The 24,367-nt window shown below is 66.9% G+C and carries 21 protein-coding genes; 8 read left to right on the forward strand and 13 right to left on the reverse strand.

Annotated elements, in window-relative coordinates; translation table 11 throughout:
• Nucleotides 1-189 precede the first annotated feature (189 nt).
• Complete coding sequence (locus ITJ49_RS00410) at nt 190-1,476, forward strand: T6SS immunity protein Tdi1 domain-containing protein (protein ID WP_194600203.1); 1,287 nt, start codon at nt 190-192, stop codon at nt 1,474-1,476.
• A 161-nt stretch (nt 1,477-1,637) separates the two neighbouring features.
• Here ITJ49_RS00410 and ITJ49_RS00415 read toward each other — a convergent pair whose 3' ends face one another.
• The 13 genes from ITJ49_RS00415 to ITJ49_RS00475 all read right to left on the reverse strand — a co-directional run bounded on the left by ITJ49_RS00415 (nt 1,638) and on the right by ITJ49_RS00475 (nt 16,354).
• Complete coding sequence (locus tag ITJ49_RS00415) at nt 1,638-2,492, reverse strand: PhzF family phenazine biosynthesis protein (RefSeq protein ID WP_194601336.1); 855 nt, start codon at nt 2,490-2,492, stop codon at nt 1,638-1,640.
• Nucleotides 2,493-2,675: 183 nt separating this feature from the next.
• Nucleotides 2,676-3,680: a glycine betaine ABC transporter substrate-binding protein gene (locus tag ITJ49_RS00420; RefSeq protein ID WP_194600205.1), complete on the reverse strand. Its 1,005-nt coding sequence runs from the start codon at nt 3,678-3,680 to the stop codon at nt 2,676-2,678.
• Nucleotides 3,677-4,438 carry an ABC transporter permease gene (locus ITJ49_RS00425; protein WP_233573061.1) on the reverse strand — a complete coding sequence of 254 codons (762 nt, stop codon included), beginning with the start codon at nt 4,436-4,438 and terminating at the stop codon, nt 3,677-3,679. The genes ITJ49_RS00420 and ITJ49_RS00425 overlap by 4 nt, the downstream gene beginning before the upstream one ends.
• Nucleotides 4,435-5,745 (reverse strand): ATP-binding cassette domain-containing protein, encoded by a 1,311-nt coding sequence (locus ITJ49_RS00430; RefSeq protein ID WP_370544313.1) that lies wholly within the window; start codon nt 5,743-5,745, stop codon nt 4,435-4,437. The genes ITJ49_RS00425 and ITJ49_RS00430 overlap by 4 nt, the downstream gene beginning before the upstream one ends.
• Nucleotides 5,732-6,382: an ABC transporter permease gene (locus ITJ49_RS00435; RefSeq protein ID WP_370544314.1), complete on the reverse strand. Its 651-nt coding sequence runs from the start codon at nt 6,380-6,382 to the stop codon at nt 5,732-5,734. The genes ITJ49_RS00430 and ITJ49_RS00435 overlap by 14 nt, the downstream gene beginning before the upstream one ends.
• 275 nt (nt 6,383-6,657) lie before the next feature.
• Nucleotides 6,658-7,950, reverse strand: a complete 1,293-nt coding sequence (locus tag ITJ49_RS00440; RefSeq protein WP_194600207.1) for an MFS transporter — start codon at nt 7,948-7,950, stop codon at nt 6,658-6,660.
• 5 nt (nt 7,951-7,955) lie between these two features.
• Nucleotides 7,956-8,405 carry a MarR family winged helix-turn-helix transcriptional regulator gene (locus tag ITJ49_RS00445; protein ID WP_194600209.1) on the reverse strand — a complete coding sequence of 150 codons (450 nt, stop codon included), beginning with the start codon at nt 8,403-8,405 and terminating at the stop codon, nt 7,956-7,958.
• Between the two features lie 126 nt (nt 8,406-8,531).
• Nucleotides 8,532-10,646, reverse strand: a complete 2,115-nt coding sequence (locus tag ITJ49_RS00450) for a beta-galactosidase (RefSeq protein WP_194600211.1) — start codon at nt 10,644-10,646, stop codon at nt 8,532-8,534.
• Nucleotides 10,647-10,709: 63 nt separating this feature from the next.
• On the reverse strand, nt 10,710-11,633 hold the full coding sequence (locus tag ITJ49_RS00455) for a carbohydrate ABC transporter permease (protein WP_194600213.1): 924 nt from the start codon (nt 11,631-11,633) through the stop codon (nt 10,710-10,712).
• Nucleotides 11,630-12,571, reverse strand: coding sequence for a carbohydrate ABC transporter permease (locus ITJ49_RS00460; RefSeq protein WP_194600215.1), 942 nt, complete (start codon nt 12,569-12,571; stop codon nt 11,630-11,632). Before ITJ49_RS00460 ends, ITJ49_RS00455 begins: the two co-directional genes overlap by 4 nt.
• An 11-nt stretch (nt 12,572-12,582) precedes the next feature.
• Nucleotides 12,583-13,920: an ABC transporter substrate-binding protein gene (locus ITJ49_RS00465; RefSeq protein ID WP_194600217.1), complete on the reverse strand. Its 1,338-nt coding sequence runs from the start codon at nt 13,918-13,920 to the stop codon at nt 12,583-12,585.
• 49 nt (nt 13,921-13,969) lie between these two features.
• Nucleotides 13,970-15,043 carry a LacI family DNA-binding transcriptional regulator gene (locus tag ITJ49_RS00470; protein ID WP_194600219.1) on the reverse strand — a complete coding sequence of 358 codons (1,074 nt, stop codon included), beginning with the start codon at nt 15,041-15,043 and terminating at the stop codon, nt 13,970-13,972.
• A gap of 315 nt (nt 15,044-15,358) precedes the next feature.
• Entirely contained in the window at nt 15,359-16,354 is a 996-nt protein-coding gene (locus ITJ49_RS00475) for a LacI family DNA-binding transcriptional regulator (RefSeq protein WP_194600221.1), read from the reverse strand.
• A gap of 164 nt (nt 16,355-16,518) precedes the next feature.
• Here ITJ49_RS00475 and ITJ49_RS00480 point away from each other — a divergent pair, with 164 nt between their 5' ends.
• The 7 genes from ITJ49_RS00480 (at nt 16,519) to rhaI (ending at nt 24,356) form a co-directional block, all read left to right on the forward strand.
• Complete coding sequence (locus tag ITJ49_RS00480; protein WP_194600223.1) at nt 16,519-18,057, forward strand: sugar ABC transporter ATP-binding protein; 1,539 nt, start codon at nt 16,519-16,521, stop codon at nt 18,055-18,057.
• On the forward strand, nt 18,054-19,103 hold the full coding sequence (locus ITJ49_RS00485) for an ABC transporter permease (protein WP_194600225.1): 1,050 nt from the start codon (nt 18,054-18,056) through the stop codon (nt 19,101-19,103). The genes ITJ49_RS00480 and ITJ49_RS00485 overlap by 4 nt, the downstream gene beginning before the upstream one ends.
• Nucleotides 19,096-20,157 carry an ABC transporter permease gene (locus ITJ49_RS00490; protein WP_194600227.1) on the forward strand — a complete coding sequence of 354 codons (1,062 nt, stop codon included), beginning with the start codon at nt 19,096-19,098 and terminating at the stop codon, nt 20,155-20,157. Before ITJ49_RS00485 ends, ITJ49_RS00490 begins: the two co-directional genes overlap by 8 nt.
• A 46-nt stretch (nt 20,158-20,203) precedes the next feature.
• On the forward strand, nt 20,204-21,268 hold the full coding sequence (gene rhaS / locus ITJ49_RS00495) for a rhamnose ABC transporter substrate-binding protein (protein WP_194600229.1): 1,065 nt from the start codon (nt 20,204-20,206) through the stop codon (nt 21,266-21,268).
• Nucleotides 21,269-21,332: 64 nt separating this feature from the next.
• Nucleotides 21,333-21,683, forward strand: coding sequence for an L-rhamnose mutarotase (locus ITJ49_RS00500; RefSeq protein ID WP_194600231.1), 351 nt, complete (start codon nt 21,333-21,335; stop codon nt 21,681-21,683).
• Nucleotides 21,680-23,119 carry an L-fucose/L-arabinose isomerase family protein gene (locus tag ITJ49_RS00505; RefSeq protein ID WP_194600233.1) on the forward strand — a complete coding sequence of 480 codons (1,440 nt, stop codon included), beginning with the start codon at nt 21,680-21,682 and terminating at the stop codon, nt 23,117-23,119. The genes ITJ49_RS00500 and ITJ49_RS00505 overlap by 4 nt, the downstream gene beginning before the upstream one ends.
• Nucleotides 23,120-23,189: 70 nt before the next feature.
• On the forward strand, nt 23,190-24,356 hold the full coding sequence (rhaI, locus tag ITJ49_RS00510) for an L-rhamnose isomerase (protein WP_194600235.1): 1,167 nt from the start codon (nt 23,190-23,192) through the stop codon (nt 24,354-24,356).
• Nucleotides 24,357-24,367 lie beyond the last annotated feature (11 nt).

Genomic DNA, 24,367 nt, shown 5'->3' on the forward strand with positions numbered 1-24,367 from the left:
GTCTCGATTTCGGGGGCATACGTGCACCCCTGCAGGCTTGCGGCCCGCGCATCACCTCGTTTAGCGTCGAAAGCGGGTGAAGGGGGAGAGCATGGCGCAATTTCGCGTGTCATCGGAGGCGGTCGAGGCTGCGAGTGCCGAGCGCGAAACCATGTTCGTTGACGTTTATTTCACCTGCTGGGAATATCTGTGATCACTCTCCCCGAATTCGTGCCTGCCGGCGCCGTCCGTAACGAGGTCATCGACTCTTACGCGTCGAGGACGCCGCATGAGGTGGTGGATCTGTGGAGGGAGCTAGGCACAGGCTCAGCTGCGGGCGGATACATCCGACTCGTAGACCCGGCCGAATGGCAGCCGATTCTGGCCGAAGCCTGCCCGGGCCATGACGACGCCGTTGTTGCCTTCACCACGGCCCTGGGAGACATGATCGTGTGGGAGAAGGGGCTCTTTTACCTTCTCCGTTTCCGCAATGGAATCGTCGATGTCGTCGGAGCGGATGCCACGAACTTCTTCACCTATGTGGCCGACGCCAGGTTACTCGAGTGGAAGTTCGACTGGGATGCGTATGCCCCGGCCGTTGAGCGTCTCGGTCAGCCGGAGTTCGATGAGTGCTTTGGCCACGTGCCGCTCCTTGTTCTGGGTGGCCCGGAACGCGTCGAGAACCTGCAGCGGGTTCATCTCCCAGCTCGCAGGCCCTCTCGCCTTCGACCCCCTTTGATGCGGATGCAGTCAACCCACGTCACGACCGTCAACGGTTTCACCCAGATCCCCCTGGACGACTCGGAGGGGCCCGTCCCCGAGACGCTCGCGGGGATGCTCGGCCGATTGAACGGGACGAGCCTGCCATCTACCTCGCCTATTACGAGACGGGTGAGATTCCCGAGGGGCTCGCACTCCGCGAACTTGACCTCGGTCTCTAGAAACTTGAACTCCATGCCTCCGTTTACTTCTGTCTCCGCGATGCCTGAGGCGTCGATCCGGGAGCACTCGGCTCGTGTTCCTCACGAGATCGTGGAGCTGTGGCGGGAGGTCGGCCTCGCTACCGGGGCGGGCGGATACCTCCGACTTGTCGACCCGTCCGAGTGGGCACCCGTGATCGCCGATGCCTATCCCGGCCACAACGACGCGGTTGCCATCTTCGCCACTGCTCTCGGCGATGTCGTGGTGTGGGAGCGCGACTACTTCAATCTTCTGCTGTTCCGAAAGGGCATCGTCCACGTCGTGGGCAAGAAGCCTTCGACGTTCGTTCGAGTGGTCGTCGACCCGGAGTATCTCGACTGGAGGTTTGACTGGGATGCGTATGCCCCGGCGGTAGAGCGCCTCGGTCAGCCGGAATTCGACGAGTGCTTCGGCTACGTGCCGCTACTTGCGCTCGGTGGCCCGGAGCGCGTCGAGAACCTGCAGCGGGTGAAGATGCGCGAGCATATCCTCCTGATCTCGCAGCTTGCTGGCCCCCTCACCTTCGACGCCGGCTGAGCGCCGCTCCGGCGAGCGGCGGTCCTGCGCCGAGACTCCACAAATGGCCCATCGTCAGCCGCACGATGGGCCATTTGTGGAGTCTCGGCGCCGTCGAGAGCGGCGCACAGGCGGAGACAGAGAAGCACAGACGCAGAGCGCAGGATCCGCGCCCCACCCACCTACAGTAGAACGCTTCCACGGATCAGCGTCGTGGTCGCCCCGCCGACCCACACGGCTCCCGCGGAGTCGACGTCGATCGACACGACGCCGTCGCGCTGTAGCCGGGTGCCCTGGCCGTTCGTGTACGACGCCGGCGCCCGGCCCTCGCGCTGGAGCCACTGCGCGAGCGCGGCGTTGAGGCTGCCCGTCACGGGGTCTTCGCCCACTCCGACGTTCGGCACGAAGCCGCGTACCTCGAAGGCGTGTCGGGCACCCTCGGGGTAGGCGCCGAAAACGCCGATGGCGAGATCGAGGACGCCGCTGAAGTCGGGCTCGACGGCGAGCACCGCGTCAGCGTCGGCGAGCTCGATGCCCATCCACTCCGGCCCGTTGACGATCCACTGGTGGCTGACGATGTCGGCGCGCGAGACACCGAGGGCAGTGGCCACACGAGTGAGGTCGGCTTCGTCGACCGGGCCGGAGCGGATGGTCGGGGGAGCGCCGAAGGCGAGACGACCGTCGGTGCGACGAAGAGTAACGAGACCGGCCGCGCACTCCTGCACGACGAAGCCGGAGCCGGAGCCATCAGCACCACCGGGCCGAGGCACCCCGCCCGCCTCCAGCCACGCGTGCGCCGACCCGAGCGTCGGGTGCCCCGCGAACGGCAGCTCTTCGCTCGGCGTGAAGATCCGCAGCCGGTAGTCGGCGTCGGGGGAGGTGGGAGGCAGCACGAAAGTGGTCTCGGAGAGGTTCGTCCAGCGGGCGAACGACGCCATGGCCTCGTCGGTCATTCCGTCGGCGTCGAGCACGACGGCGACCGGGTTACCCAGGTAAGGATCCGACGCGAAAACGTCCACCTGAGCGAACGGTCTCATGCGAGCGGGGGCGTGGGAGGAATCGGGGGTAGGCACAGGGTCACGGTAGAGGGCCCCGCGGTTTGGTCGAAAGGGCCAATCCCCGGATCCTGGACTCCCGTCTCGTTCCCGAGAGGACGCAGATAGGGCCCCAACGACGAGTCGGAGCCCCATCTGTGCACGCTGGGCGAAGATGCCGGCCGGTCAGCCGGCGGTGACGAACCCTTCGCTCTTCAGCCAGTCGAAGGCGACGTCAGCCGGCTCTTCGCCGCCGACATCGACGCGCAGGTTCAGCTTGCGCAGCTGCTCGTCGGTGATCTTCGGCGAGATCTGGTCGAAGACCTCTTTCAGCTGGGGGTACTCGTCGAGCGTCGCGGAGCGGAACACCGGCGCGACGTTGTAGGCGGGGAAGAACTTCTCGTCGTCATCGAGCACCGTCAGGTCGAGCGAGTTGATGCGACCGTCGGTCGTGTACACCTCGCCGAAGTTGCACTTGCCCTGGTCGGTGGCCGTGTAGACCGCACCGGTGTCGAGGATGCTGACGTTGCCGGACGGCACGCCGTTCTTACCCGACCCGCCGAGCTCGAGGCCGTAGTGCTTCAGCATCGGCTTGAAGCCGTCGGCCCGCGAGTTAAACTCCGACTCGACGCAGAAGGTGCGATCGGCGACGGGGAGCTTCGCGATGTCCGAAACCTTCGTGACGCCGAGCTTCTTCGCGGCCTCCGAGCGGATGGCCATGGCGTAGGTGTTGTTCAGTGGGGCCGGCTGGAGCCAGTCGAGGCCGTTCTTCGCGTCGGCGTCGCGCACCGCCGCGTACTGCTTGGCCTTATCGGGGATGCCCTTGGCGTTGCCGAGGAACGTCAGCCAGGCCGTACCGGTGTACTCGTACGTCACGTCGGCACCGCCGGTCAGCATGAGCTGCCGGACCGCGACGGAACCGGGCACGTTGGTCATATCGGTGACATCGAAGCCGGCGGCGCTCGCGGCGAGCACGGCGATCTTGCCGAGGATCAGCTGCTCGGTGAAGTTCTTGCTGGTGACGGTCAGCTTCGCGTCGGCGGGCAGGCCGTCGATGTGCTTGATCGAGCCCGGCGCGACGGCCGGAACGAACGCGGTGGCGGGCTGGAGGCCGCAGCCGGTGAGGGCGAGCGCGGCGACGGCGAGGCCGCCGACGAGCGAGGCGCGCAGGGCGCGGGGAGTGCGGGTCATCGGAGTCCCTTCGGAGTGGCGAAATGCTCGACGAGACGGCCGAGCCAGTCGATGAGCAGCGCGAGGAGCGCGATGAGTAGGGCGCCCGAGATGAGCACGCGGGGCAGGTAGAGCGTGACGCCGGTCGTGATCAGCAGGCCGAGCCCGCCCGCGCCGATGAACGTCGCGAGGGCGGCCGAGCCGACCAGCAGCACGAGCGCGGTGCGGATGCCCGAGAGCATCACCGGCACGGCGAGCGGCAGCTCCACCTTCATCAGGACGGCGAACGATGACATTCCCATGCCGCGCCCGGCCTCGACCGTGCGGGCATCGACGCTCTGCACGCCGATCATGGTGTTGCGCAGCACCGGCAGGATCGCGTAGAGCACCAGCGCGACGACGGCCGAGCGGAAGTTGAAGCCGAGCCAGAACGCGAGAAGCACGACGAGGCCGATGGCCGGTGCGGCCTGCCCGAAGTTGCTGATGGCGAGGATGATGCCGCTGGCCTTGTTGAACGGGCGACGGGTGAGCAGGATCCCGAGCGGGATTGCGATCACGAGCACGATCAGCGCCGACACGAAGGTCAGCGCGAGGTGCTGACCGGCGTAGTCGACGAGGTCGGACGGGTTGAGCGTCGAGCGCTCGCTCGGCGTGAGGTCGGCGGTCATCAACCAGACGACGAAGCCCACGAAGACGAGGGCGATGGCAGCGGGCTGAATCAGTAGTCCGCGCCAGCTCGTCGTACCGCTGGCCCTCTCTACCGCTACGACGTCGGTCACTGGGGTGCCTCGACGGTGGACGCGGATCCTGAAGCCTCGGTCGGCTCGGAGTCGTCGGCCTGCGTCACTGCGGGAATCGCGTCGAGCGTTCCGGTGTTCGTGCCGACCGGCTTGTAGGCCTCGTCGGCGGCGAGACGGCGCGAGCGCGTGATCGCCTCCATGACGACCTCGACCGTGATGACCCCGATGAAGCGGTCGCGCTGACCGGTGACGAGGGCGGCACCGGCGCTCGAGACGAGCATCGTGTCGAGCGCGTCGTTCAGGGTCGACCCCTGGCTGACGACGGGGAGCGCGGGGTCGACGTCGGCGGGGATCGTGTCGAGACGGCCGAGCTGGCGGCGCGACGGCCACCGGATCGGACGCTCGCGCGAATCGACGATGACGGCGTGGCCGTGGCCCGCCTCTTCCACGCGTCCCAGCACCGACGACGCGGTGTCGCCCGGGTGGGCGACGATCGCCTCGGCGAGTTCGACGTCGCGCACGCGGTTCAGGGTGAGCTGCTTGAGGCCGGCACCGGCGCCGATGAAGTTCTCGACGAACTCGTTGGCGGGCTCGGCCAGAATGCGCTCTGGAGTGTCGTACTGCACGATGTGCGCGCCCTCCGAGAAGACGACGATCCAGTCGCCGAGCTTCACGGCCTCGTCGAAGTCGTGCGTGACGATCACGATGGTCTTCTTGAGCTCGTGCTGGATGTTGATCAGCTCGTCTTGCAGGCGCTGACGCGTGATCGGGTCGACGGCACCGAACGGCTCGTCCATCAGCAGCACGGGCGGGTCGGCCGCCAGTGCGCGGGCGACGCCGATGCGCTGCTGCTGTCCGCCCGACAGCTCTTTCGGGAACCGATCGCGGTAGACCGCAGGATCCAGCGACACCAATTCGAGCAGCTCGTCGACGCGGGCGCTGATGCGCTCCTTCGACCACCCCAGCATCTTCGGCACGACCGCGATGTTCTGGCTCACGGTCATGTGCGGGAACAGGCCGCCGGCCTGGATCACATAGCCGATCTGGCGGCGGAGCTCGTCGCCGTCGATGCCGGTCACGTCGTCGTCGCCGAGGACGATGCGGCCCTCGGTCGGCTCGATCAGGCGGTTGATCATCTTGAGCGTCGTCGTCTTGCCGCAGCCCGAGGGGCCGACGAGCATGACGATCTGGCCGGCGGGGATCTCGAGCGTGATTCCGTCGACGGCGGGCTTCGACTGGCCCGGGTAGCGCTTGGTGACCTGGTCGAGCAGGATGCTGCGGCCGGAGTCGGCGGTCTTGTCGATGGTGGTGGTGGGGTCAGCGTTCTTGGAGTCAGCGTGCGACACGGATACCTCGCGAGATGGTCAGGCGGCCGAGGCCGAGGAGAAGAAGGTCGAGGACGAGGGCGAGGACAACGACGCCCACCACCCCGACGACGACTGATTGCAGGGAGTTGGCGCCACCGAGCCGGGAGAGCCCCGAGAAGACGAAGCCGCCGAGACCCGGGCCAAGTGCGTAGGCAGTGACGGCGGCGACGCCCATCACCATCTGCGCCGAGATTCGCACGCCGGTGAGAATGATCGGCCAGGCGAGCGGCAGCTCGACGGTGAGGAAGGTGCGGAACTTGCTCATGCCGATGCCGCGCGCCGACTCGACGATGCTGGGGTCGACCTCGTTGAGGCCGACCACGGCGTTGCGGAGCACGGGGAGTGCGGCGAAGAAGGTCACCACGACGACCGAGGGCACGACGCCGAAGCCGAGCGGCGCGATCAGGAGGCCGATCAGCGCGAACGACGGAATGGTCAGCCCGACCGCCGAGACACCGTTTGCCACGGCGCTCCAGGTGCGGCTGCGGTAGACGAGCGCCGCGATCACCAGAGCCAGGATGACGGCGAGCACCAGGCACTGGATCACCAGTGACAGATGCTGCCAGGAGGCGAACCAGATTTGGTCCCACCGCTCCACTACGAAATTCCACAACATCTGTCGTCTACCCATTCACATCGTCATCAGCACATTCGTCACGCTTTTCGCCTGTTCCGAGTAGATCGGTCGCAAGCAAATGCTGGTCAGCCTAGCGAATATATGAGTTCGGACCGAATTGCCGGAGAGTGTTATGGCAGGGGAGCGGTTGCGAATTCGAAGGAAAAGCGTGCAACGGCGGGGCCGGATCCTGATGTTTTCGTTACCGGATCGACGTTTCTCCTTCGAATTCGGAAGGAGGGAGGTGAGGGGATGCCGGCGAGGGGGCGACGGGCCTAGTCGGCGTTGCCGATCGCCTCGGCCGCCGGGAACACGTCACGATTCTCGACCCGATCGAGCTCGTCGATCTCGGGCTGCGCCACCTCGCCGCGGTCGGCCGCAGTGAGCGCTTTGTGCGCCGTGCTGAGCACGATCGCCGCGGCGACGAGTGTCGCGGCTCCGAGCAGGAACGGCACGTGCTCGTTGAACGCCGTGACCAGCAGGCCTGCGACGAACGGCGCCATGCCGCCGCCGATGAACCGCACGAATCCGTAGGTGGCGCTCGCGACAGGGCGCTCGACGGGAGCGATGCTCATCACGGCCGTCGTGACCAGCGTGTTGTTGATGCCGATGAAGGAGCCGGCGACGATCACGCAGACGATCACGGTGACGTGGCTGTACGGGAAGATGCCGATCACGGCGAGGTCGATCGCCATCAGCACGAAGTTCACGTAGAGGGTGCGCGGGGTGCCGAAGCGGCGCTGTAGCCACGGAGCACCCCAGACGGCGAAGAGAGCGACGAGCACACCCCAACCGCAGAAGACGAGCCCCAGCTGAATGGGGCTGTCGATGCCCATCAAGAAGGGCGAGTAGCCGAGCACGGTGAAGAATCCCCAGTTGTAGAGGAAACCGACGATGCTCGTCGTGCGGAGCGACTTGTGCTTCAAGGCGGTCAGCGGCTCGGACAGCTTCTGCTTGCGGGCCGGTGTGGGCAGCTTCGGCAGCAGGAAGATGGTCGCCAGTAGAGCGATGAACATGAGGCCCGAGACGCCGAAGAACGGGCCACGCCACGAGATGTTGCCGAGCAGTCCGCCGATCAACGGCCCGAGCGCGATTCCGACCCCGAGGGCGCTCTCGTAGAGCACGATGGCCCCGGCGAACCCTCCCGACGCGGAGCCGACGATCACCGAGAGCGAGGTCGCGATGAAGAGCGCATTGCCGAGACCCCAGCCGGCGCGGAACCCGACGATCTCGCCGATCGACCCGCTCGATCCGGCGAGAGCCGCGAAGACGACGATGATGGTCAGCCCTGCGATCAGCGTGCGCTTCGGGCCGATGCGGCTCGAGATCCAGCCGGTGCCGAGCATGCAGACCGCCGTGACGACGAGGTAGCTCGTAAAGAGCAGCTCGACCTGCGACGGCGTCGCGCTCAGCTGGCCGGCCAGCGACTTGAGGATCGGATCGACCAAGCCGATACCCATGAACGAGACGACGCAGGCGAAGGCGACGGCCCAGACGGCGCGTGGCTGCGTGAACGGGCTCGGCGGCTTCTCGCCGGGGGTGGCGCCGGTGCTGGTGTGGTGCGACATAGCTGCTATTTCTCCTCGGTGACGTGGGAGTCGTCGACGAACCGCTCGAGCGCCGGCACGGCTTTGGCCAGGGCGCTTTGCGACTCAGGATCCAACTGCTCGAGCCGAGCGGAGATCAGCTCGGTTCTCGAGACGCGGTACTCGGTCAACCGGGCCAGGCCGTCGCTCGTGAGTGCGACGAGCACGGCTCGGCCGTCGCCCGGATCGGCGCGGCGCTCAGCGAGGCCGGTCAGCACGAGTCGGTTGACGAGCGTGGTCATACCGGGTTGCGTCAGGCCTTCGCGCTCGGCGAGGTCGGTGATGCGCAGCGGCCCGACGACGTCGAGGCGCGCCAGCGTGCTGAGCGAGCTCTTCGAGATTCCGACGGGCTCGCGCGAATCGCGCAGCCAGGTGACGACGGCCTCGAGCGCGTGCGCCACGTCGGTGGTTGACGGCGCGTTCTCGGCGGGTGACATAGCTCAACTATATAACTGGCTTATGCATATGGCCAGCCGCCCTGCCCCAACCGCCGAGTGGCGGCAAATGCCGCGCCAGCCAGGGGCTGGGAGGCATTTGCCGCCACTCGACGACGGGCGGGAGGCCTACTGTGCCGCGAACACCCGCACATCCCAGGCGCCGAGCTCGATCGTGGCACCCGCCTCGAACGACGTGCCCGCGAGCACGTCCGCCGCCGCACCGGGCAGCTCGAACGTCGAGGGCTCCCACGACCAGTTGTGCACGACGTGGATCGTCTCGCCGTGGCGGTTCACCGACGACGACACGGTCTGCGAATCGGTCTGCGGGCGCCAGGTCGGCGTTCCGGCGCCGACCGTGACCGCCCAGTCGACGACCGCGCGCGCCAGCGCGAGGTCGGGGACGGTGCCGACGTACGTGACGCGTCCGGCGCCGTGTGCCTTGGTCGTGACGGCCGCGAATTTCGAGAAGTGGGGGTGGTCGTAGGAGGCGAGCACCTCGGATCCTTCGCTGTGGAGGCCGTCGGCCCAGAGCGTTCCCGTGGCGCCGGCGGGGAGGACGAAGCCGAGCGCGTCGGATCGCGACGACATGAGAGGCACCGGGCCGGCGAGGTTCGAGAACTCGTCGTACCAGACCCCCGCGGCCTCATCGAGGAACGCCGGCTTCCGCTCGAGGCGGGCGCGCTGCTCGTGGTCTTCGTAGCCGGTGCGGATGCCGACGACGAGGTGCCCGCCGGCTTCAGCGTAGGACGCGAGCCACTGCAGCTCGGCGTCGGAGGCGATGGTGAACGCGGCGGCGACGAGCACGGGGTGGTCGGCCGCGAATGCGGCCGGATCGAGCGAGAAGATCTGTGACGGGTGCACCGTGTTCGCCTGCAGTCCGGCCTCGAAGACGCCGCGGGCGAACGAGTCGAACACCGTCTGGAACGAGCGGCGGTCGGCCTCCGGCCCGTGACCGGTGCCCTCCAGGCTGAGCGCGGGGTGCTCGTTGAGCGCCCACTTCGACGCGTTCGAGAACAGCAGCGCCACATCGGCGTGTGGTGTCAGCTCGGTCACGCGGTCGCCCGCAGCGGCGAAGTCGGCCCCGATCGTGGCGATCTCGCGGTACACCCGGCCCGGCTGGAGCGAGTGCGGCAGGATCCCGCCCCAGTACGTCTCGACCCCGGCCTGCGTCGTGTGCCAGTGCCAGTACTCGATCATCGTCGCCCCGCGCGACACCAGTGCCCACGCGGCCTGTCGCCACTGGCCGTCCCACGCCGGCTTGTTCGACCAGGAGAAGCCGATCGCCTGGGCGTTCGTCTCGGTCACGAGGAACGGCGCCTGCTTCGAGCCGTACATGCGGTCGCCGCTCGAGAAGAGCGACCAGGTGCCCGACGAGGTCCAGTACTGGCTCGTCTTCTCGGTGGAGGGGAGGGCGAGGGAGTCTTGCATGCCGTAGTACGGGTTGCCGGCCGTGATGTCGAGGGCGACGGTCTCGGCGTCGTCTTCGAGGGTGGGGCGCTCGTACGAGTTGCAGGTGGTGACGAACTGGTCGGCCCTTGAGTAGTCGCGAACGATGCCCGACTGCCAGGCGATGAAGTCGGTGGTGATCGACGCCTGGAACTTGCGCCAGGCGAGGTCGTACTGCGGCTGCACGTTTCCGTCGGGGGTCCAGAGGTCGGCCCAGGTCGACAGTCGGTGCGACCAGTAGGTGAGGCCCCACTCCTCGTTGAGCTTCTCGACGGTGCCGTAGGTGTGGCGCAGGTGGTCGGCGAACTTCTGGAACACCTCGCGGTTGGCGATGATCTCGTTGCCGGGCTCGTTGTCGACCTGGTAGCCGATCACCGCGGGGTGCTCGGCGTAGCGGGCGACGATCTTGCGGATGACGCGCTCGGCATGGAAGAGGAACGCCGGGTGCGCGTAGTCGATTTCTTGCCGGGCGCCCCAGCCCATCGCGTGGCCGGCCTTCCGCTCGACGTTGATCTCGGGGAACTGGCGAGCCAGCCACATCGGGATTGCGTAGGTCGGCGTGCCGAGGATCACCTTGATGCCGTTCGCCTCGGCCGCGTCGAGGATCGGCGCGAGCCACTCCAGCTCGAACACGCCGTTCTCCGGCTCCCAGGTCGACCATACCGATTCGCCCACCCGGATCACGCTGAAGCCGGCCTCCTTCATCAGGCGCATGTCGTCGTCGAGCCGGGGGGTGGCGTGGTACTCGTGGTAGTACGCGGCGCCGAAGAGGACGCGGTCGGTCAGGTGCTGCATGGGTGTGCCTTTCAGTGACGGTGATGCGAGATGCGGTGGTTCAGGATCCTTGTCGCCGGCTTTCTAGCCCTTCACGGCGCCTGCCGTGAGCCCGTCGAGCAGCTGCTTCCGCAGTAGGAAGAAGACGAGGATCGTGGGCACCGAGGCCAGCACGGAGCCGGCCAGGACGAGGTCGTACGAGCGGTTCTCGGCGGCGAACAGCACGTTCAGGCCGAGCGGCAGCGTGTACTGGTTCGAGTCGGAGAGCAGCACGAGCGGCCAGAGGAACGAGTTGTAGCTCTGCAGGAAGCCCCAGACCGCGAGGGCGCCGAGCGACGGGCGGAGCAGGGGGAGCACGACGCGCCAGAAGGTGCCGAACTCGGAATTGCCGTCGATCCGGGCGGCCTCGATGATCTCGTCGGGGATCGACTGGACGATGAACTGCTGCATCATGAAGATGCCGAACGCCGGGGCGACCCAGGGCACGACCAGTGCGAACCACGGCGTCGAGAGCCCTGACTTCACCACCAGGATGAACAGCGGCACCAGGATCACCGCGAACGGCACCGACAGCGACGAGAACATGATGGTGAAAAGGGCCTTCTTGCCTCGGAACTGGAACTTCGCGAAGCCATAGCCGGCGAGGGCGCAGACGAAGACCGAGATGACGGTGGCGATGGCCGCGGTGCCGACGCTCATGCCGAACCACTTCCAGAACGGCTGCGTCGTGAGCAGGTTCACGTAGTTGGCGATCGTGGCCGGGTCGGGGATCAGGCTCGGCGGGGTGGCGAAGATGTCGCCGCGGTTCTTGAACGACCCGGACAGCGCCCAGACGAGCGGGAAGATGAAGACGAGCAGAAGCACGCTGAGGGTGACGTAGAGCAGCCCTCGCCGGGCGAGCCAGCCGCCGTTGGCGCGTTTCTTGGGTCGCTGCTGCGGCGAACCGGTGCCGTTCTCGGCACGGACGCGGCGCGCGTCGGCTCTCGTGGTGGTGCTGCTGGCGCTCATGAGGTCCTCCCGATGGCGAGTGCGCGGTTGAGGATCTGACTGACCCCGAACACGATGACGAAGAGCACGACGCCGGCGGCGGCCGCGTACCCGAACTGCTGCCTCTCGAAGGCCGCTCGGTAGATGAACATGGCGACCGACAGCGTCGCCTCGCCGGGCCCGCCCTTGGTGAGCAGGTAGGGCTCGTCGAACAACTGCGCCGCGCTGATGAAACTCGTGACGACGACGAAGCTCGTCACCGGGCGGATCTCGGGCAGCGTGACCGAGAAGAACTTACGGATCGGCCCGGCGCCGTCGAGCGAGGCCGCCTCGTACTGCTCGGGCGAGACCGCCTGCAGGGCGGCGAGGAAGAAGATCGTCAGGTAGCCGACCGTGCGCCAGAGGAGCACGAAGCCGATGGCGAGCTTGGCGAGGGTCGGGTCGCCGAGCCAGTCGGTGTTCGGCAGCCCGAAGAGCGCTTTCAGCGCCGAGTTCAGCAGACCGTAGTCGGTGTCGAAGATGAGGCTGTAGATGAGTGCGATGACGATCGGCGACAGCACCATCGGGATGAAGAAGGCGACGCGAAACAGGTCGCGAGCCTTGAGCCCCTTGGCGTTGAGAGCCTGGGCGACGAGGAGCGAGCACGGCACCACGATGAAGACGGCGATGAGCGTGTAGATCAGCGAGTTGACGAGCGCCGTGCCGAAGCTGGTGTCTTGCACGAGATTGACGTAATTCGTCACGCCGATGAATGTCGGCGAGCCGAGACCGACCCACTCGGTGAGGCTGAGGTAGACCGCTGCCAATACCGGCACGATCATGAAGAGGCCGTAGAGCACGTAGAACGGCGCGATGAACAGGTACGGCGCACGGCCGCCGCTGGTGTTGAGCTTGCGGCGGCGGGTCTTCGACTCGGGGCTCGCGGCGACCGGAACTCCGGTCGCAGTGGATGTCGACATGGTCGTCCCTTCTAGGCGCGGGCCTGGCCGCGGAAATCATCGGCCGCGGCGCTGAGTGCCTGCTTGGCGGTGAGCTGACCCTTGTAGGCCTGCAGGAGGTAGCCGCTGAGCACGGTCTGGAGGATCGCCGTGTCGGCGCTCTGGTGCTGCGACGGGACGTCGTCGATCACGTCTTTGTAGACGCCGAAGAGCCGCTGGCCGTCGAAGTACGGATCGCTGATAGCCGAGAGTCGTGGGTCGTCGAAGACGGACCGCAGTGTCGGCAGGTACCCGAGGTCGCGGTAGCGCTTCACCTGCTGGTCGGCGTTCAGGTAGGTCGAGAGAACGAGGTCGACACCCGCCTGAGAGAGAGGCTTGTTGCGAATCGCGGCGAACCCGGTTCCGCCTCCCACGCTGGTCGTCCGGCCGCCTCCGGCGAACACCGGCAACTTCCGCACCTTCCAGGTGCCCTTCTGCTCGGGCACGTTCGGTTTGATGCCGTAGCTGGCGTACCAGGACGGCATGTCGACGCCCACGATGGACGAGCTCTTGAGGCCGGACTGCAGGCTGGGGCCGTACATGTCGGCGACGGTCGCGATGGCTCCGGACTGGACGCCCTTCGCGATGAACGCGAGCGTGTCTTCCGCCTCCGGCGTCTCGATCGTCAGGTTGCCGTCGACGTCCCAGAGATCGCCGCCGCGCTGCAGCAGCATGATCTGGTAGCTCTGGACGGCCCCGCCCGGGTCGTTCGTCGCGACCGCATGCATCGACACGTTCTTCGACGGGTTCAGCTTCGCGAAGGCCGCCTCGAACTCCTCCCAGGTGGCGAGGTCGTCCGGGATGCCGAGCTTGTCGAACTGCTCCGGTCGGTAGTAGTAGACGCAGAGCGGGGTGTCGGAGTCGAGGGCATACAGCTTGCCGTCTTTGGAGAACGGGGTCAGCCGTGCGCCGATGAGGTCGTCTCTGTAGTCGGCGATCGAGGGCGAGAGGTCGACCAGCAGCTCCTTCGCGATATCGCCGCGGAGGGTGCGGGCGAACGCGCCGATCTCGAGGCCGACCACGTCGGGGGTCCCCGTGTTCGCGACCGCCTGCGCGATCAGCTTCGTCGGGATGTCAGCGGCGGCGATCTTCGTGATGTCGAGTGCGTAGCGGTACTTCGTGGCGGCGTCCGCGGTGGGGAGAGCCTCCGTGAAGAACTTCACGTAGCCGTCGTCGTGAGTCCAGAACGACAGGTCGGCGGCGCCCGAGGTGACCGCCGTGGATCCTGGTCCGGTCGAGCACGCCGACAGGAGCGCGCCGAGCGCGACTGTGCCTCCGGCTGCCGCGCCCCAGCGGAACAGGTCTCTGCGGGTGGGGGGAGAGGGGGTCATCGGTGACTCCTGACGTCGTCGTCGAGGGAAGGGGAGAAGGTCGCGGGTTTCAGTCGACCGGGCGCACCCGGCGGCGGTCGGGGGACGGCTTCGCCGTGCTGCTGCGGGTGACCAGCTGCGGAGCGAAGAGTCGGGCGCTCTCGATCGGCGGGTGGCCGTCGAGGGTGCGGAAAAGACGGTGCATCGCCTGGCGCGCTGCTTCGGCGAAGTCCTGATGGATCGTCGTGAGGGGCACGGCCAGAAACTCGGCGACCGGGTTGTCGTCGAAGCCGACGATGCTGATGTCGTCGGGCACGCGGAGGCCCTTCGCCTGGATGGCCGACATGGCGCCGATCGCCATCTGGTCGTTGGCGACGAACACGGCCGTGACGTCGGGGCGCTGCAGTAGCTTGCTCATCGCCTCGAAACCGCTGCGAGGACTCCAGTCGCCGACGAGCGGTTCGTGGCGGGCGGCTCCGGCGTCTTCGAGCGAGGCGGCCCAGCCGGCGACCCGGCGATTGGCCGGGATCCAGTCGGTCGGGCCGGAGATGTGCCAGACGGTCTCGTGGCCGAGAGCGAGCAGGTGGTCGGTTGCCGCGCGAGCGCCGCCCGACTCGTCCATGGCGATGGCGAGGGAGCCCGGGCGGATCTCGTCAGGCCCCTGCCCGAACGTGAGCACGGTGACGTCGGCAGGGATCCTGAGGGTCGACAGATGGTGGTCGACCGGCTCCGAGATCACGATCGCCTCGACGTTCTGATCGAGGAGGGAGTCGACGGCGGGCTGGAGGTCTTCGGGCGCGGTCTCGTCGGTGCGGACCACGGTGAGAGAGAAGCCGCGGGTACGGGTCTCGCGCTCGATCGCGGCGAGGGTGGACGCCGGGCCGTGCAGGGTCGTGGCGATTGTGATGACGCCGATGCGCCGTGAGCGCTGGCCCTTGAGCACGCGGGCGGCGGAGTTGGGGCGGAAACCGAGCTCGGCGATCGTGCCGAGGACGCGCTCGCGGATGACGGGGGAGACGTGCGGCTCGTCGTTGACGACCCGCGAGACCGTCTTCTGCGAGACGCCGGCTGCTGCTGCGACGTCCATCATCGACACGGGGCGGGGGGTGCGATTCGCGCTGTCGTCGGCGGGAGTCGATGGCATCTCGGCTCCTTCGCCGTGGTTGTGTCTGGTGGCTTGACTGCGTAGTCAATTCCGGGACTGCGCCTAGTGAACACGTAATTGTCTACGTAGTCAAGAGCGGGCGCCTCTCGCTCCTGAATTCGGTGACTCGTGCGACGCCGCCTTGGCCGGGGCTCCTGAGTTCAGGTGCTCGGTGCCCCGGATCCTAAATCCGAGCCCGCCCGGGCACCCCACCCCTGCTGCCAGACGCCCTGCGGACTACCCGACGTGGCGCGGCGCGGGCGCAAGTCCGCACTGTGTATGCCGGCGCCGCGGAGCTCCGAGGCACGGGCGGGGCTACGCCGTACTCGCGCGCACAACCAACTCGGGCTGGAATACCACCGCTCGCGGCGCGCCCCCGGCGACCTCTTCGAGCACCAGGTCGATCGCCGTGCGGCCGATGAGCTCGCTCGGCTGCCGGATCGAGGAGAGAGGCACGACGGCTGACGCGGCAAATCCGATGTCGTCATAGCCGATGATCGAAATGTCGCCGGGAACGCTGACGCGCTGGTCGGCGAACAGCGTCTGGAGGAGGCCGATGGCGATCAGGTCGTTCGCCGCGAAAACCGCGTCCGGTCGGGTCGCAGGGGTGCGGGCGAGGAGTACGCCGGCGACCCGGCGACCCTCGTCGATCGAGAGAGCGTCGGTGGTGAGCACCTCGAGGGTGGCGCCACGTGCGGCTGCGGCTCGCGCGGCCCCGGAGGCGCGGTCGGAGACCTGGCGGATGCCGAACGGCCCACCCACGAAAGCGATACGAGTGCGGCCCTGATCGATGAGGTGCGAGACGGCGAGGGTGCCGCCTTCGATGTCGTCGACCGACACCGAGCTGGAGCTGGAGTCGGGGCTGATGCGGTCGACGAGCACGGCGGGAATGCCACGGCTGCGGAGGCGTTCGAGGCGCTCTGTCACCGGCCCGACGGGAGAGAGGAGCACGCCGAGAACGCGCTGCTCTTCGAAGAGGTCGAGGTAGGAGCGCTCCAGTGCTGCCTGCTGGTCGCTCGAGCCGAGGATCACCGACTTGCCGAACGTCGCGGCGTGCTGCTGTGCTCCACGTGCGACGTCGGTGAAGAAGGGGTTGGTGACGTCGAGGATGACGAGCCCGATCGCGTTGCTGTGCCCGGCGCGCAATTGACGCGCGGCATCGTTGCGGATGAAGCCGAGCTGCGCGATCGCCCGCTGCACCCTCTCGACGGTTGCGTCTGCGACCTTTTCGGGTCGATTCAACACATTCGACACCGTACCCACCGAGACACCGGCCAGTGCAGCCACGTCTCGAACGTTCACCGAAGTCACGGCGTCTCCCCTCAAGACCTTGAATCGCCCTCAAAGTCTAAGGGATGCGCGTCTCCCGAAGATATTTCTCAGGAAGTCATTGACGGCACCCTCTCCGCTTCCCTAAGGTTCAAGCGTTCCCCCGTAAAACGTTTCAATCCTCACGACGAAGTCAGGAATCCCGCATGAACCGCGAACCAGCCGAGGCGCCGCCCGCCTTCGAATTGCGAGGGGTGACCAAGTCGTTCGGTCCGGTCGTCGCCCTGGCCGACGGCACGATCGTTCTCGAGAACGGCCGCATCCACGCGCTCGTGGGTGAGAACGGTGCTGGTAAGTCGACGATGGTGAAGACCATCGCCGGCATCTACCAGCCCGACTCCGGTTCACTCCGCATGCGCGGCGAAGAGGTGGTCTTCTCGGGTGCCGCCGAGAGTAAGGCGGCTGGCATCTCGGTCATCTACCAGGAGCCGACCCTGTTCCCCGACCTGACGGTCGCCGAGAACATCTTCATCGGGAGGCAGCCGAAAGGCCGCTTCGGGTTCGTCGACCGGGGCGCGATGCGACGCCAGGCGACTGAGCTCTTCACGCGCCTCGGCGTGCCGATCGATCCCGACCGCTCGGCCGAGGGTCTCTCCATCGCCGACCAGCAGATCATCGAGATCGCGAAGGCAATCTCACTCGACGCTCGGGTGCTCGTGATGGACGAGCCCACGGCCGCCCTGAGTGGCGTCGAGGTCGACCGTCTCTTCGCCGTGGCGCGAGGCCTCCGCGATCAGGGCGCTGCCATCCTCTTCATCTCGCACCGGTTCGACGAGGTCTTCTCGCTCTGCGACACCATCACCGTCATGCGCGACGGCGCCTACATCGCCACGCATGCCGCGGCCGACATCACCGTCGACGCGCTCGTCCGCGAGATGGTCGGCCGCGACATCTCGACTCTGTTCCCCAAGGGGGAGGCTGAGATCGGCGATGTCGTGCTCTCGGTCGAGGGCCTGAATCGGGCGGGCGTATTCTCCGACATCTCCTTTCAGGTGAGGGCGGGGGAGATCGTGGGGCTCGCCGGTCTCGTCGGGGCCGGTCGCACCGAGGTCGCGCGGGCGGTCTTCGGCATCGACCCCTACGACTCGGGCACGGTCGAGCTCTCGGGCAAGCCCGTCAAGCCGCGGTCCCCGCAGGCGTCGATCGATGCGGGGATGGCCTTCGTTCCCGAGGATCGCCGCAAGCAGGGGCTCGTCATGGAGCTCTCGGTGGCCAAGAACACCACGCTCACGCTGCGTCACCAGCTGTCGCGGTTCGGCCTCGTCTCATCCGGCCGCGAGAGGGCCGCCGCAGAAGACTGGTCGTCGCGGCTGCAGGTCAAGACCGGTTCGCAAGACCTGCCCGTCTCGACATTGTCGGGCGGAAACCAGCAGAAGGTGGTGCTGGCCAAGTGGCTCGCCACCGATCCGACCTTCCTCGTCGTCGACGAGCCCACCCGGGGAATCGACGTCGGAACGAAGTCGGAGGTCCACCGCCTCATCTCCGAACTCGCCGGGCGCGGAATCGCGGTGCTGATGATCTCGTCGGAGCTTCCCGAAGTCATGGGGATGGCAGACCGGATCCTCGTCATGCACGAAGGCCGCATCTCAGCCGAGCTGAGCCGGGCGGAAGCGACCGCCGAGCTGATCCTGCTCGCCGCCACGACCGACGGTTCAGCCGCACACGACGAAGGGGTGGCCGCATGAGCCGCGCGACCCTCACCGACACGCCTCCCGTCGCGAAGGCCTCGACGGGTACCGCACGCCGAGGTCTCGGGCGCACCTTTGCCTCGCGCGAGTTCTCGGTCTTCGCCGCCCTCGCGATCCTGCTGATCGTGACCACAGTGGCGAATCCGCGCTTTCTCTCGCCGCAGGGCACGAAAGACCTCCTGCTGAATTCGGCGATCTTCGTCGTGATGGCGGTCGGCGAAGCGCTCGTGATCATCACGCGCAACGTCGACCTCTCGGTGGGGTCGATCCTCGGCCTCACGGCCTTCTCGACAGGAGCCGTTTACGCGGCGGTTCCGACCATGCCGCTGATCGGCATCTTCGTCATCGGAATCGTCCTGGGTGCCATCCTCGGCGCGGTGAACGGGCTGATCGTCACGACGGCGAAGGTTCCGGCCCTCGTCATCACACTCGGCACGCTTTACATCTTCCGCGGCATCAACAACGCCTGGGCCGGCAGTACACAGTATTTCGTCGGCGACGCGCCCGACGAGTTCGGCAACCTCTCGGTGCAGACCGTCGTCGGCATTCCGCTCCTCGCACTCATTGCCCTCGTGGTCACGGTCGTCTTCGCGCTCTACATGTACGGGGCGCGTTCGGGCCGAGACCTGTACGCCATAGGATCCGACCCCACCGCCGCTGCGCTCTTCGGCATCAGGGTCAACGCCCGCGTCGTGACGGCTTTCGTCGCGAGTGGCGCACTTTCGGGCCTCGCCGGCGTGCTCTACGCCTCCCGGTTCAACTCCGTCGGCGCCGACACCGGCACCGGCTATGAGCTCCAGATCGTCGCCGCGGTCGTTGTCGGCGGTGTCGCCATCTTCGGCGGATCGGGCACCGTCGCTGGCGCGGCCGTCGGTGCGGTGCTGCTCACCACGATGACCGGTGCCCTCGCGGCCCTCAACGTCAGCAAGTTCTGGCAGCAGGCCATCGTCGGCGTCCTCATCATCGCCGCGATCCTCATCACCAAGATCATCTCCATCCGGAACGCACGCAAGCTGCGGGTCAGCGAGGCCAAGAATGTCTGACACGAAGACCGCCCCCGAGGTGCGCGCCGCCGTCGCTGCGACCGCACCGCGAGCTCCCCGACGGCTGTGGCGCTCCCGCGACGCGACCATCGTCTATGCTCTCGTGCTCATCGTCGTCCTCGCGGCGATCTTCATCCCGTACTTCGCGTCGGTGACGACGGTGAGCTTCCTCCTGATCGACGCAATCCCGATCCTCCTGATGGCCATGCCCATGGCGCTCATCATCATCACCGGCGAGATCGACCTGTCGGTGGCGAGCACGGCCGGTCTCTCGGCGGCAGTGCTCGGCGTCCTGTGGCAGCAGTCAGACGCGAAGGGGAACGTGGCCGTCATCTTCCTCGTCTGCCTGCTCGTCGGAGCCGCGTGCGGTGCCTTCAACGGATTCCTCATCGCGGTCGTCGGCCTGCCCTCGCTAGCCGTCACGATCGGCACGCTCGCGCTGTTCCGCGGCCTCGCGCTCGTCGTGATCGGCGACAATGCCGTGGCGGACTTCCCGGTGTCGCTGACGACGTTCGCCACCTCGAGCATCCCGGGCATAGGCGTGCCGACCGTGATGGTCTTCGTCCTCGTCGTCGTCGGGATATTCGCCGTGCTGCTCCACTTCACCCCGTTCGGCCGCTCGCTCTTCGCCATCGGCTACAGTCCCGAGGCATCGAGCTTCGTGGGCATCCGGGCCGGCCGGTCGAAGTTCTGGCTGTACGTCGCGAGCGGCGTGATCTCGAGTGCCGCCGGCCTGTTCTGGGTGCTCCGGTACTCGAGTGCGCAGAGCGATAGCGTCCAGGGTCTCGAATTGAGCGTCGTCGCGGCGGTCCTCCTGGGCGGGGTCTCGATCTTTGGCGGCTCGGGCAGCATCGTCGGAGTCGTCGCCGGCGTCCTCATCATCCGCACGGTCAACTACTCCCTTCAGCTCGGCGGTCTGCCCGACACCGTTCTCACGATCGTGACCGGAGGGCTGCTCGTGCTGTCCGTGGTCGCCCCCAGTGTTTCTGCTCGCATCACCGCGGCCCGCGAGCGTCGGGCTCGAGCCCGATCCCTCGCGGCTCTCGCGACCTGACCCTGCGGCGCCTGCACCGGCGCCGTTCACCAAGAGAGGAAAAACGATGAAGTTGTCCAATCACACACCCCGAGGATCCGCGCCTTCGGCGCGAAAGATCCTCGTCACGGCAATCGCCGCCACGGCCGCCCTCGGGTTGCTCGCGGGCTGCGCCGGCACCTCGTCGGGCGGAGGCTCAGGAGACGCTAACAAGAAGATCAGCATCGCCTTCGTGCCCAAGCAGCTCAACAACCCCTATACCGACGTCGAACTCGGCGGCGGAGAGAAGGCGGCCAAGGCGACCGGCGACACCTACTCCGTCGTCGGCCCGAACACGGCCAGCGCCTCGTCGCAGGTGAGCTACATCAACACCCTGACGCAGAAGCACACCGACGTGATCGCGATCGCAGCCAATGACCCCAACGCGGTCTGCTCGGCGCTCAACCAGGCCAAGGCCGGGGGAGCGAAGATCATCACCTTCGACTCCGACACTGCCAAGTCGTGCCGAAGCCTCTTCATCAACCAGGTCGTCGCGAAAGACGTCGGTCTCGTCGAGCTGAAGCAGATGGCGGAGCAGATCAACTACGAGGGTGACATCGCGATTCTGTCGGCCACGGCCAACGCCACGAATCAGAACGCCTGGATCAAGTACATGAAGGACGAGCTCGCCTCGAACTCCAAGTACTCCAAGATCAAATTGGTCACCACGGTCTATGGCAACGACGACGACACCACCTCGTTCCAGGCCGCCCAGGGTCTGCTCCAGTCGTACCCCAACCTCAAAGGCATCATCTCGCCGACGACGGTCGGCATCGCGGCCACGGCCCGGTACCTCTCGACGTCGTCGTACAAGGGCAAGGTCGTTCTCACGGGTCTTGGTCTGCCGAACCAGATGCGCAAGTACGTGAAAGACGGGACCGTGAAGGAGTTCGCACTCTGGGATCCCTCCAAGATCGGCACCGCCACCGTCTACGCGGCGAAGGCGCTCGTCGCGGGAACGATCACGGGCAAGGAGGGCGACTCCTTCAAGGCCGGCGAACTCGGAACCCTGAAGGTCGGCGCTGACAACACCGTCATCGTGGGGCCGCCGACCGAGTTCACCTCGGCGAACATCGACGACTACGACTTCTGATCCCGTCCCGGGCCCCCGTATCACGCGTGGGCCCGGGCTCCAGAAGGCGGAAGGAACAACTCCCGTGCAACGCATCTGCTTCGTCCTCCGAGTCAAGCCCGAACAGCTCCCCGAATACGAACGCCGCCATGCCAGCGTCTGGCCCGAGATGCTGAGGGCTCTCGCCGAGACCGGGTGGCGGGATTACTCCCTCTTCTCCGACGGCAAGGGCCTCGTGATCGGGTATCTCCTGACCGACGACTTCGACGCCTCCTCCGAGGCCATGGCCGCCACCGACGTCAACGCGCGCTGGCAGCGCGACATGGCCCCGTTCTTCGTCGACGCCGACAACCCCACCGAGCAGCTCACCTCGATCTTCCATCTCGAAACCCAACTCGACTCGCTTTCCGAGTCGGAGGAGCCCGCACCCTCATGAGCCTGACGCCCGAAGTCTCCCGGCTTCTCGCCCCCCGACCCCGACGCAAGCCGAAGGTCGGCCTGATCGCCGGCGGGCTCGGCACCTATTGGCCGCAGTTCCCGACATTGCTTCCGCAGCTGCAGGAGTCGACGAAGTACGTGGCGGAGCGCTTCGCCGCCCTCGACGCCGCGGTTGTCGACGTGGGCTTCATCTCGGATGCGCAGGATGCGAATCGTGCCGCCGAGCAACTCCGGATCGGCGACTGCGACGTCATCGTGATGTTCCTGACTACGTACCTCACGTCGTCGATGGTGCTGCCGATCGCCCGGCGGACCCAGACGCCCGTGCTCGTGATCGATCTGCAGCCGACCGAGAAGATGGACCACGCCATGTTCGGAACGGGTGAGTGGCTGGCCTACTGCGGCCAGTGCGCTGTGCCCGAGGTAGCCAACGTGTTCCGTCGAGCGGGCATCCCGTTCCAATCGGTGAGCGGATGGTTGCGCCAGGAGTCCGCCTGGGAGCGGATCGGGCGCTGGATCACCGCCGCTGCCGTCCGAGGCGCCCTCCGCAACGCCCGTCACGGACTCATGGGGCACCTCTATCCGGGGATGCTCGACGTCTCGACGGACCTGACTCTCGTCTCCACGCAGTTCGGCTCGCACGTCGAGGTGGTCGAGTTCGACGATCTCCGTGCCCGCGTCGAGCAGGTCACCGAGGCCGAGGTCGCCGACCGGGTCGCTCTCGCCCACGAGGTCTTCACGATGGACTCGACAGTGGCCGAGGCCGATCTCGAATGGAGTGCCCGCGTCTCAGTCGGCCTCGACCGACTCACCGACGACTTCGAGCTCGACTCGCTCGCCTATTACCATCGCGGCGTCGGTGATGACGTGTATGAGCAGCTCGGCGCCGGAATGATCCTCGGAGCGTCGCTCCTGACCGCACGGGGAATTCCGGTGGTCGGCGAGTACGAGCTCCGCACGAGTATCGCGATGCTGGCGACTCAGACGATGGGCGCAGGCGGATCCTTCACCGAGATCCAGGGCTTGAACTTCGAGGACGACGTCGTCGAGATGGGCCATGACGGCCCGGCGCATCTGGCCGTCAGCGCGCGTGACCCGCTGCTGCGGGGCCTGGGTGTCTATCACGGCAAGGCGGGCAAGGGCGTCAGCGTCGAGTTCGACGTGCGGCAGGGCCCGGTCACGCTGTTTTCCCTCGGTCAGGATTTCGATGGCCGCTTCCGGTTCATCGTCTCGGAGGGCGAGGTCGTTCCCGGGCCGCTGCTCGCCATCGGCAACACCACTTCGAGGGTCGACTTCGGTCGCGATCCCGGGGAGTGGGTCGACGAGTGGTCGGCGACGGGCACAGGCCACCACTGGTCGCTCGCGATCGGGCACCGGGCCGACGACATCAAGGCCGCGGCCGGATTGCTCGGGGTGCCGTTCACACAGATCTAGATGCCACACCCGCTCCATCCCCATCGCTCCATCGATTTTCAACGACCATCTCGCACCAAGGAGAACCGGCATGACAACCTTCGCCGCAATCACCCCCGTCCTCGAACGGCAGGGCATCGAACTCCCCTCCTGGGCGTTCGGCAATTCGGGCACCCGCTTCAAGGTGTTCGGCACCCCCGGCACTCCCCGAACGCCCCAGGAGAAGATCGCTGACGCGGCCAAGGTGAACGAGCTGACCGGGCTCGCTCCGGCGGTCGCCCTGCACATCCCGTGGGATCTGGTCGACGACTGGGCTGCCCTCAAGTCCCACGCCGAGGGGCTAGGGGTGCAGCTCGGCACGGTCAACAGCAACACCTTCCAAGACGACGACTACAAGTTCGGAAGTCTGGCCCATTCGGATCCTGCGGTCCGCCGCAAGGCCATCGACCACCACCTTCGCTGCCTCGAGATCATGACCGAGACCGGGTCGAGAGACCTCAAGATCTGGCTCGCCGACGGCACCAACTATCCCGGCCAAGACAGCCTGCGCCAGCGGCAGGACCACCTCGCCGACTCGCTCGCCGAGATCTACGCGGGGTTGAGCGGCGAGCAGCGTCTCGTGCTCGAGTACAAGTTCTTCGAACCGGCTTTTTATCACACCGATGTTCCCGACTGGGGCACCAGCTTCGCCCAGGTCAGCGCTCTCGGCCCGCAGGCTTACACCTGCCTCGACACCGGCCACCACGCTCCGGGCACCAACATCGAGTTCATCGTCATGCAGTTGCTGCGCCTCGGCAAACTCGGCTCGTTCGACTTTAACTCGCGCTTCTACGCCGACGACGACCTCATCGTCGGTGCGGCCGATCCGTTCCAGTTGTTCCGCATCCTGTTCGAGGTGGTCAACGGCGGAGGGCTGGACGTCGACTCGCCCGTGCAGTTCATGCTCGACCAGTGCCATAACGTCGAAGACAAGATCCCCGGCCAGATGCGGTCGGTGCTCAACGTCCAAGAGATGACGGCGCGCGCCCTGCTCGTCGATCGGCCGGCGCTTGCCGCGGCCCAGGCAGAGCACGATGTGCTCGGTGCCAACCAGGTGCTGATGGATGCCTTCTACACCGATGTGCGCCCCGCCCTCGCCGACTGGCGCGAATCGCGCGGCCTGCCGCGCGACCCGATGGCGACCTACGCCGAATCCGGCCACCAGCAGAAGATCGCCGCCGAGCGCGTCGGTGGCAAGCAACTGAGCTGGAGCGCCTGAACCATGATCGG

The sequence above is a fragment of the Frondihabitans sp. VKM Ac-2883 genome, from assembly GCF_015350875.1.
GTDB lineage: Bacteria > Actinomycetota > Actinomycetes > Actinomycetales > Microbacteriaceae > Frondihabitans.

Coding starts and splice junctions, on each gene's coding strand:
- ITJ49_RS00415 (WP_194601336.1), bottom strand. CDS start 2,492: ATGAGACCGTTCGCTCAGGTGGACGTTTTCGCGTCGGATCCTTACCTG.
- ITJ49_RS00420 (WP_194600205.1), bottom strand. CDS start 3,680: ATGACCCGCACTCCCCGCGCCCTGCGCGCCTCGCTCGTCGGCGGCCTC.
- ITJ49_RS00435 (WP_370544314.1), bottom strand. CDS start 6,382: ATGTTGTGGAATTTCGTAGTGGAGCGGTGGGACCAAATCTGGTTCGCC.
- ITJ49_RS00440 (WP_194600207.1), bottom strand. CDS start 7,950: ATGTCGCACCACACCAGCACCGGCGCCACCCCCGGCGAGAAGCCGCCG.
- ITJ49_RS00445 (WP_194600209.1), bottom strand. CDS start 8,405: ATGTCACCCGCCGAGAACGCGCCGTCAACCACCGACGTGGCGCACGCG.
- ITJ49_RS00450 (WP_194600211.1), bottom strand. CDS start 10,646: ATGCAGCACCTGACCGACCGCGTCCTCTTCGGCGCCGCGTACTACCAC.
- ITJ49_RS00455 (WP_194600213.1), bottom strand. CDS start 11,633: ATGAGCGCCAGCAGCACCACCACGAGAGCCGACGCGCGCCGCGTCCGT.
- ITJ49_RS00460 (WP_194600215.1), bottom strand. CDS start 12,571: ATGTCGACATCCACTGCGACCGGAGTTCCGGTCGCCGCGAGCCCCGAG.
- ITJ49_RS00465 (WP_194600217.1), bottom strand. CDS start 13,920: ATGACCCCCTCTCCCCCCACCCGCAGAGACCTGTTCCGCTGGGGCGCG.
- ITJ49_RS00470 (WP_194600219.1), bottom strand. CDS start 15,043: ATGCCATCGACTCCCGCCGACGACAGCGCGAATCGCACCCCCCGCCCC.
- ITJ49_RS00480 (WP_194600223.1), top strand. CDS start 16,519: ATGAACCGCGAACCAGCCGAGGCGCCGCCCGCCTTCGAATTGCGAGGG.
- ITJ49_RS00485 (WP_194600225.1), top strand. CDS start 18,054: ATGAGCCGCGCGACCCTCACCGACACGCCTCCCGTCGCGAAGGCCTCG.
- ITJ49_RS00490 (WP_194600227.1), top strand. CDS start 19,096: ATGTCTGACACGAAGACCGCCCCCGAGGTGCGCGCCGCCGTCGCTGCG.
- rhaS (WP_194600229.1), top strand. CDS start 20,204: ATGAAGTTGTCCAATCACACACCCCGAGGATCCGCGCCTTCGGCGCGA.
- ITJ49_RS00505 (WP_194600233.1), top strand. CDS start 21,680: ATGAGCCTGACGCCCGAAGTCTCCCGGCTTCTCGCCCCCCGACCCCGA.
- rhaI (WP_194600235.1), top strand. CDS start 23,190: ATGACAACCTTCGCCGCAATCACCCCCGTCCTCGAACGGCAGGGCATC.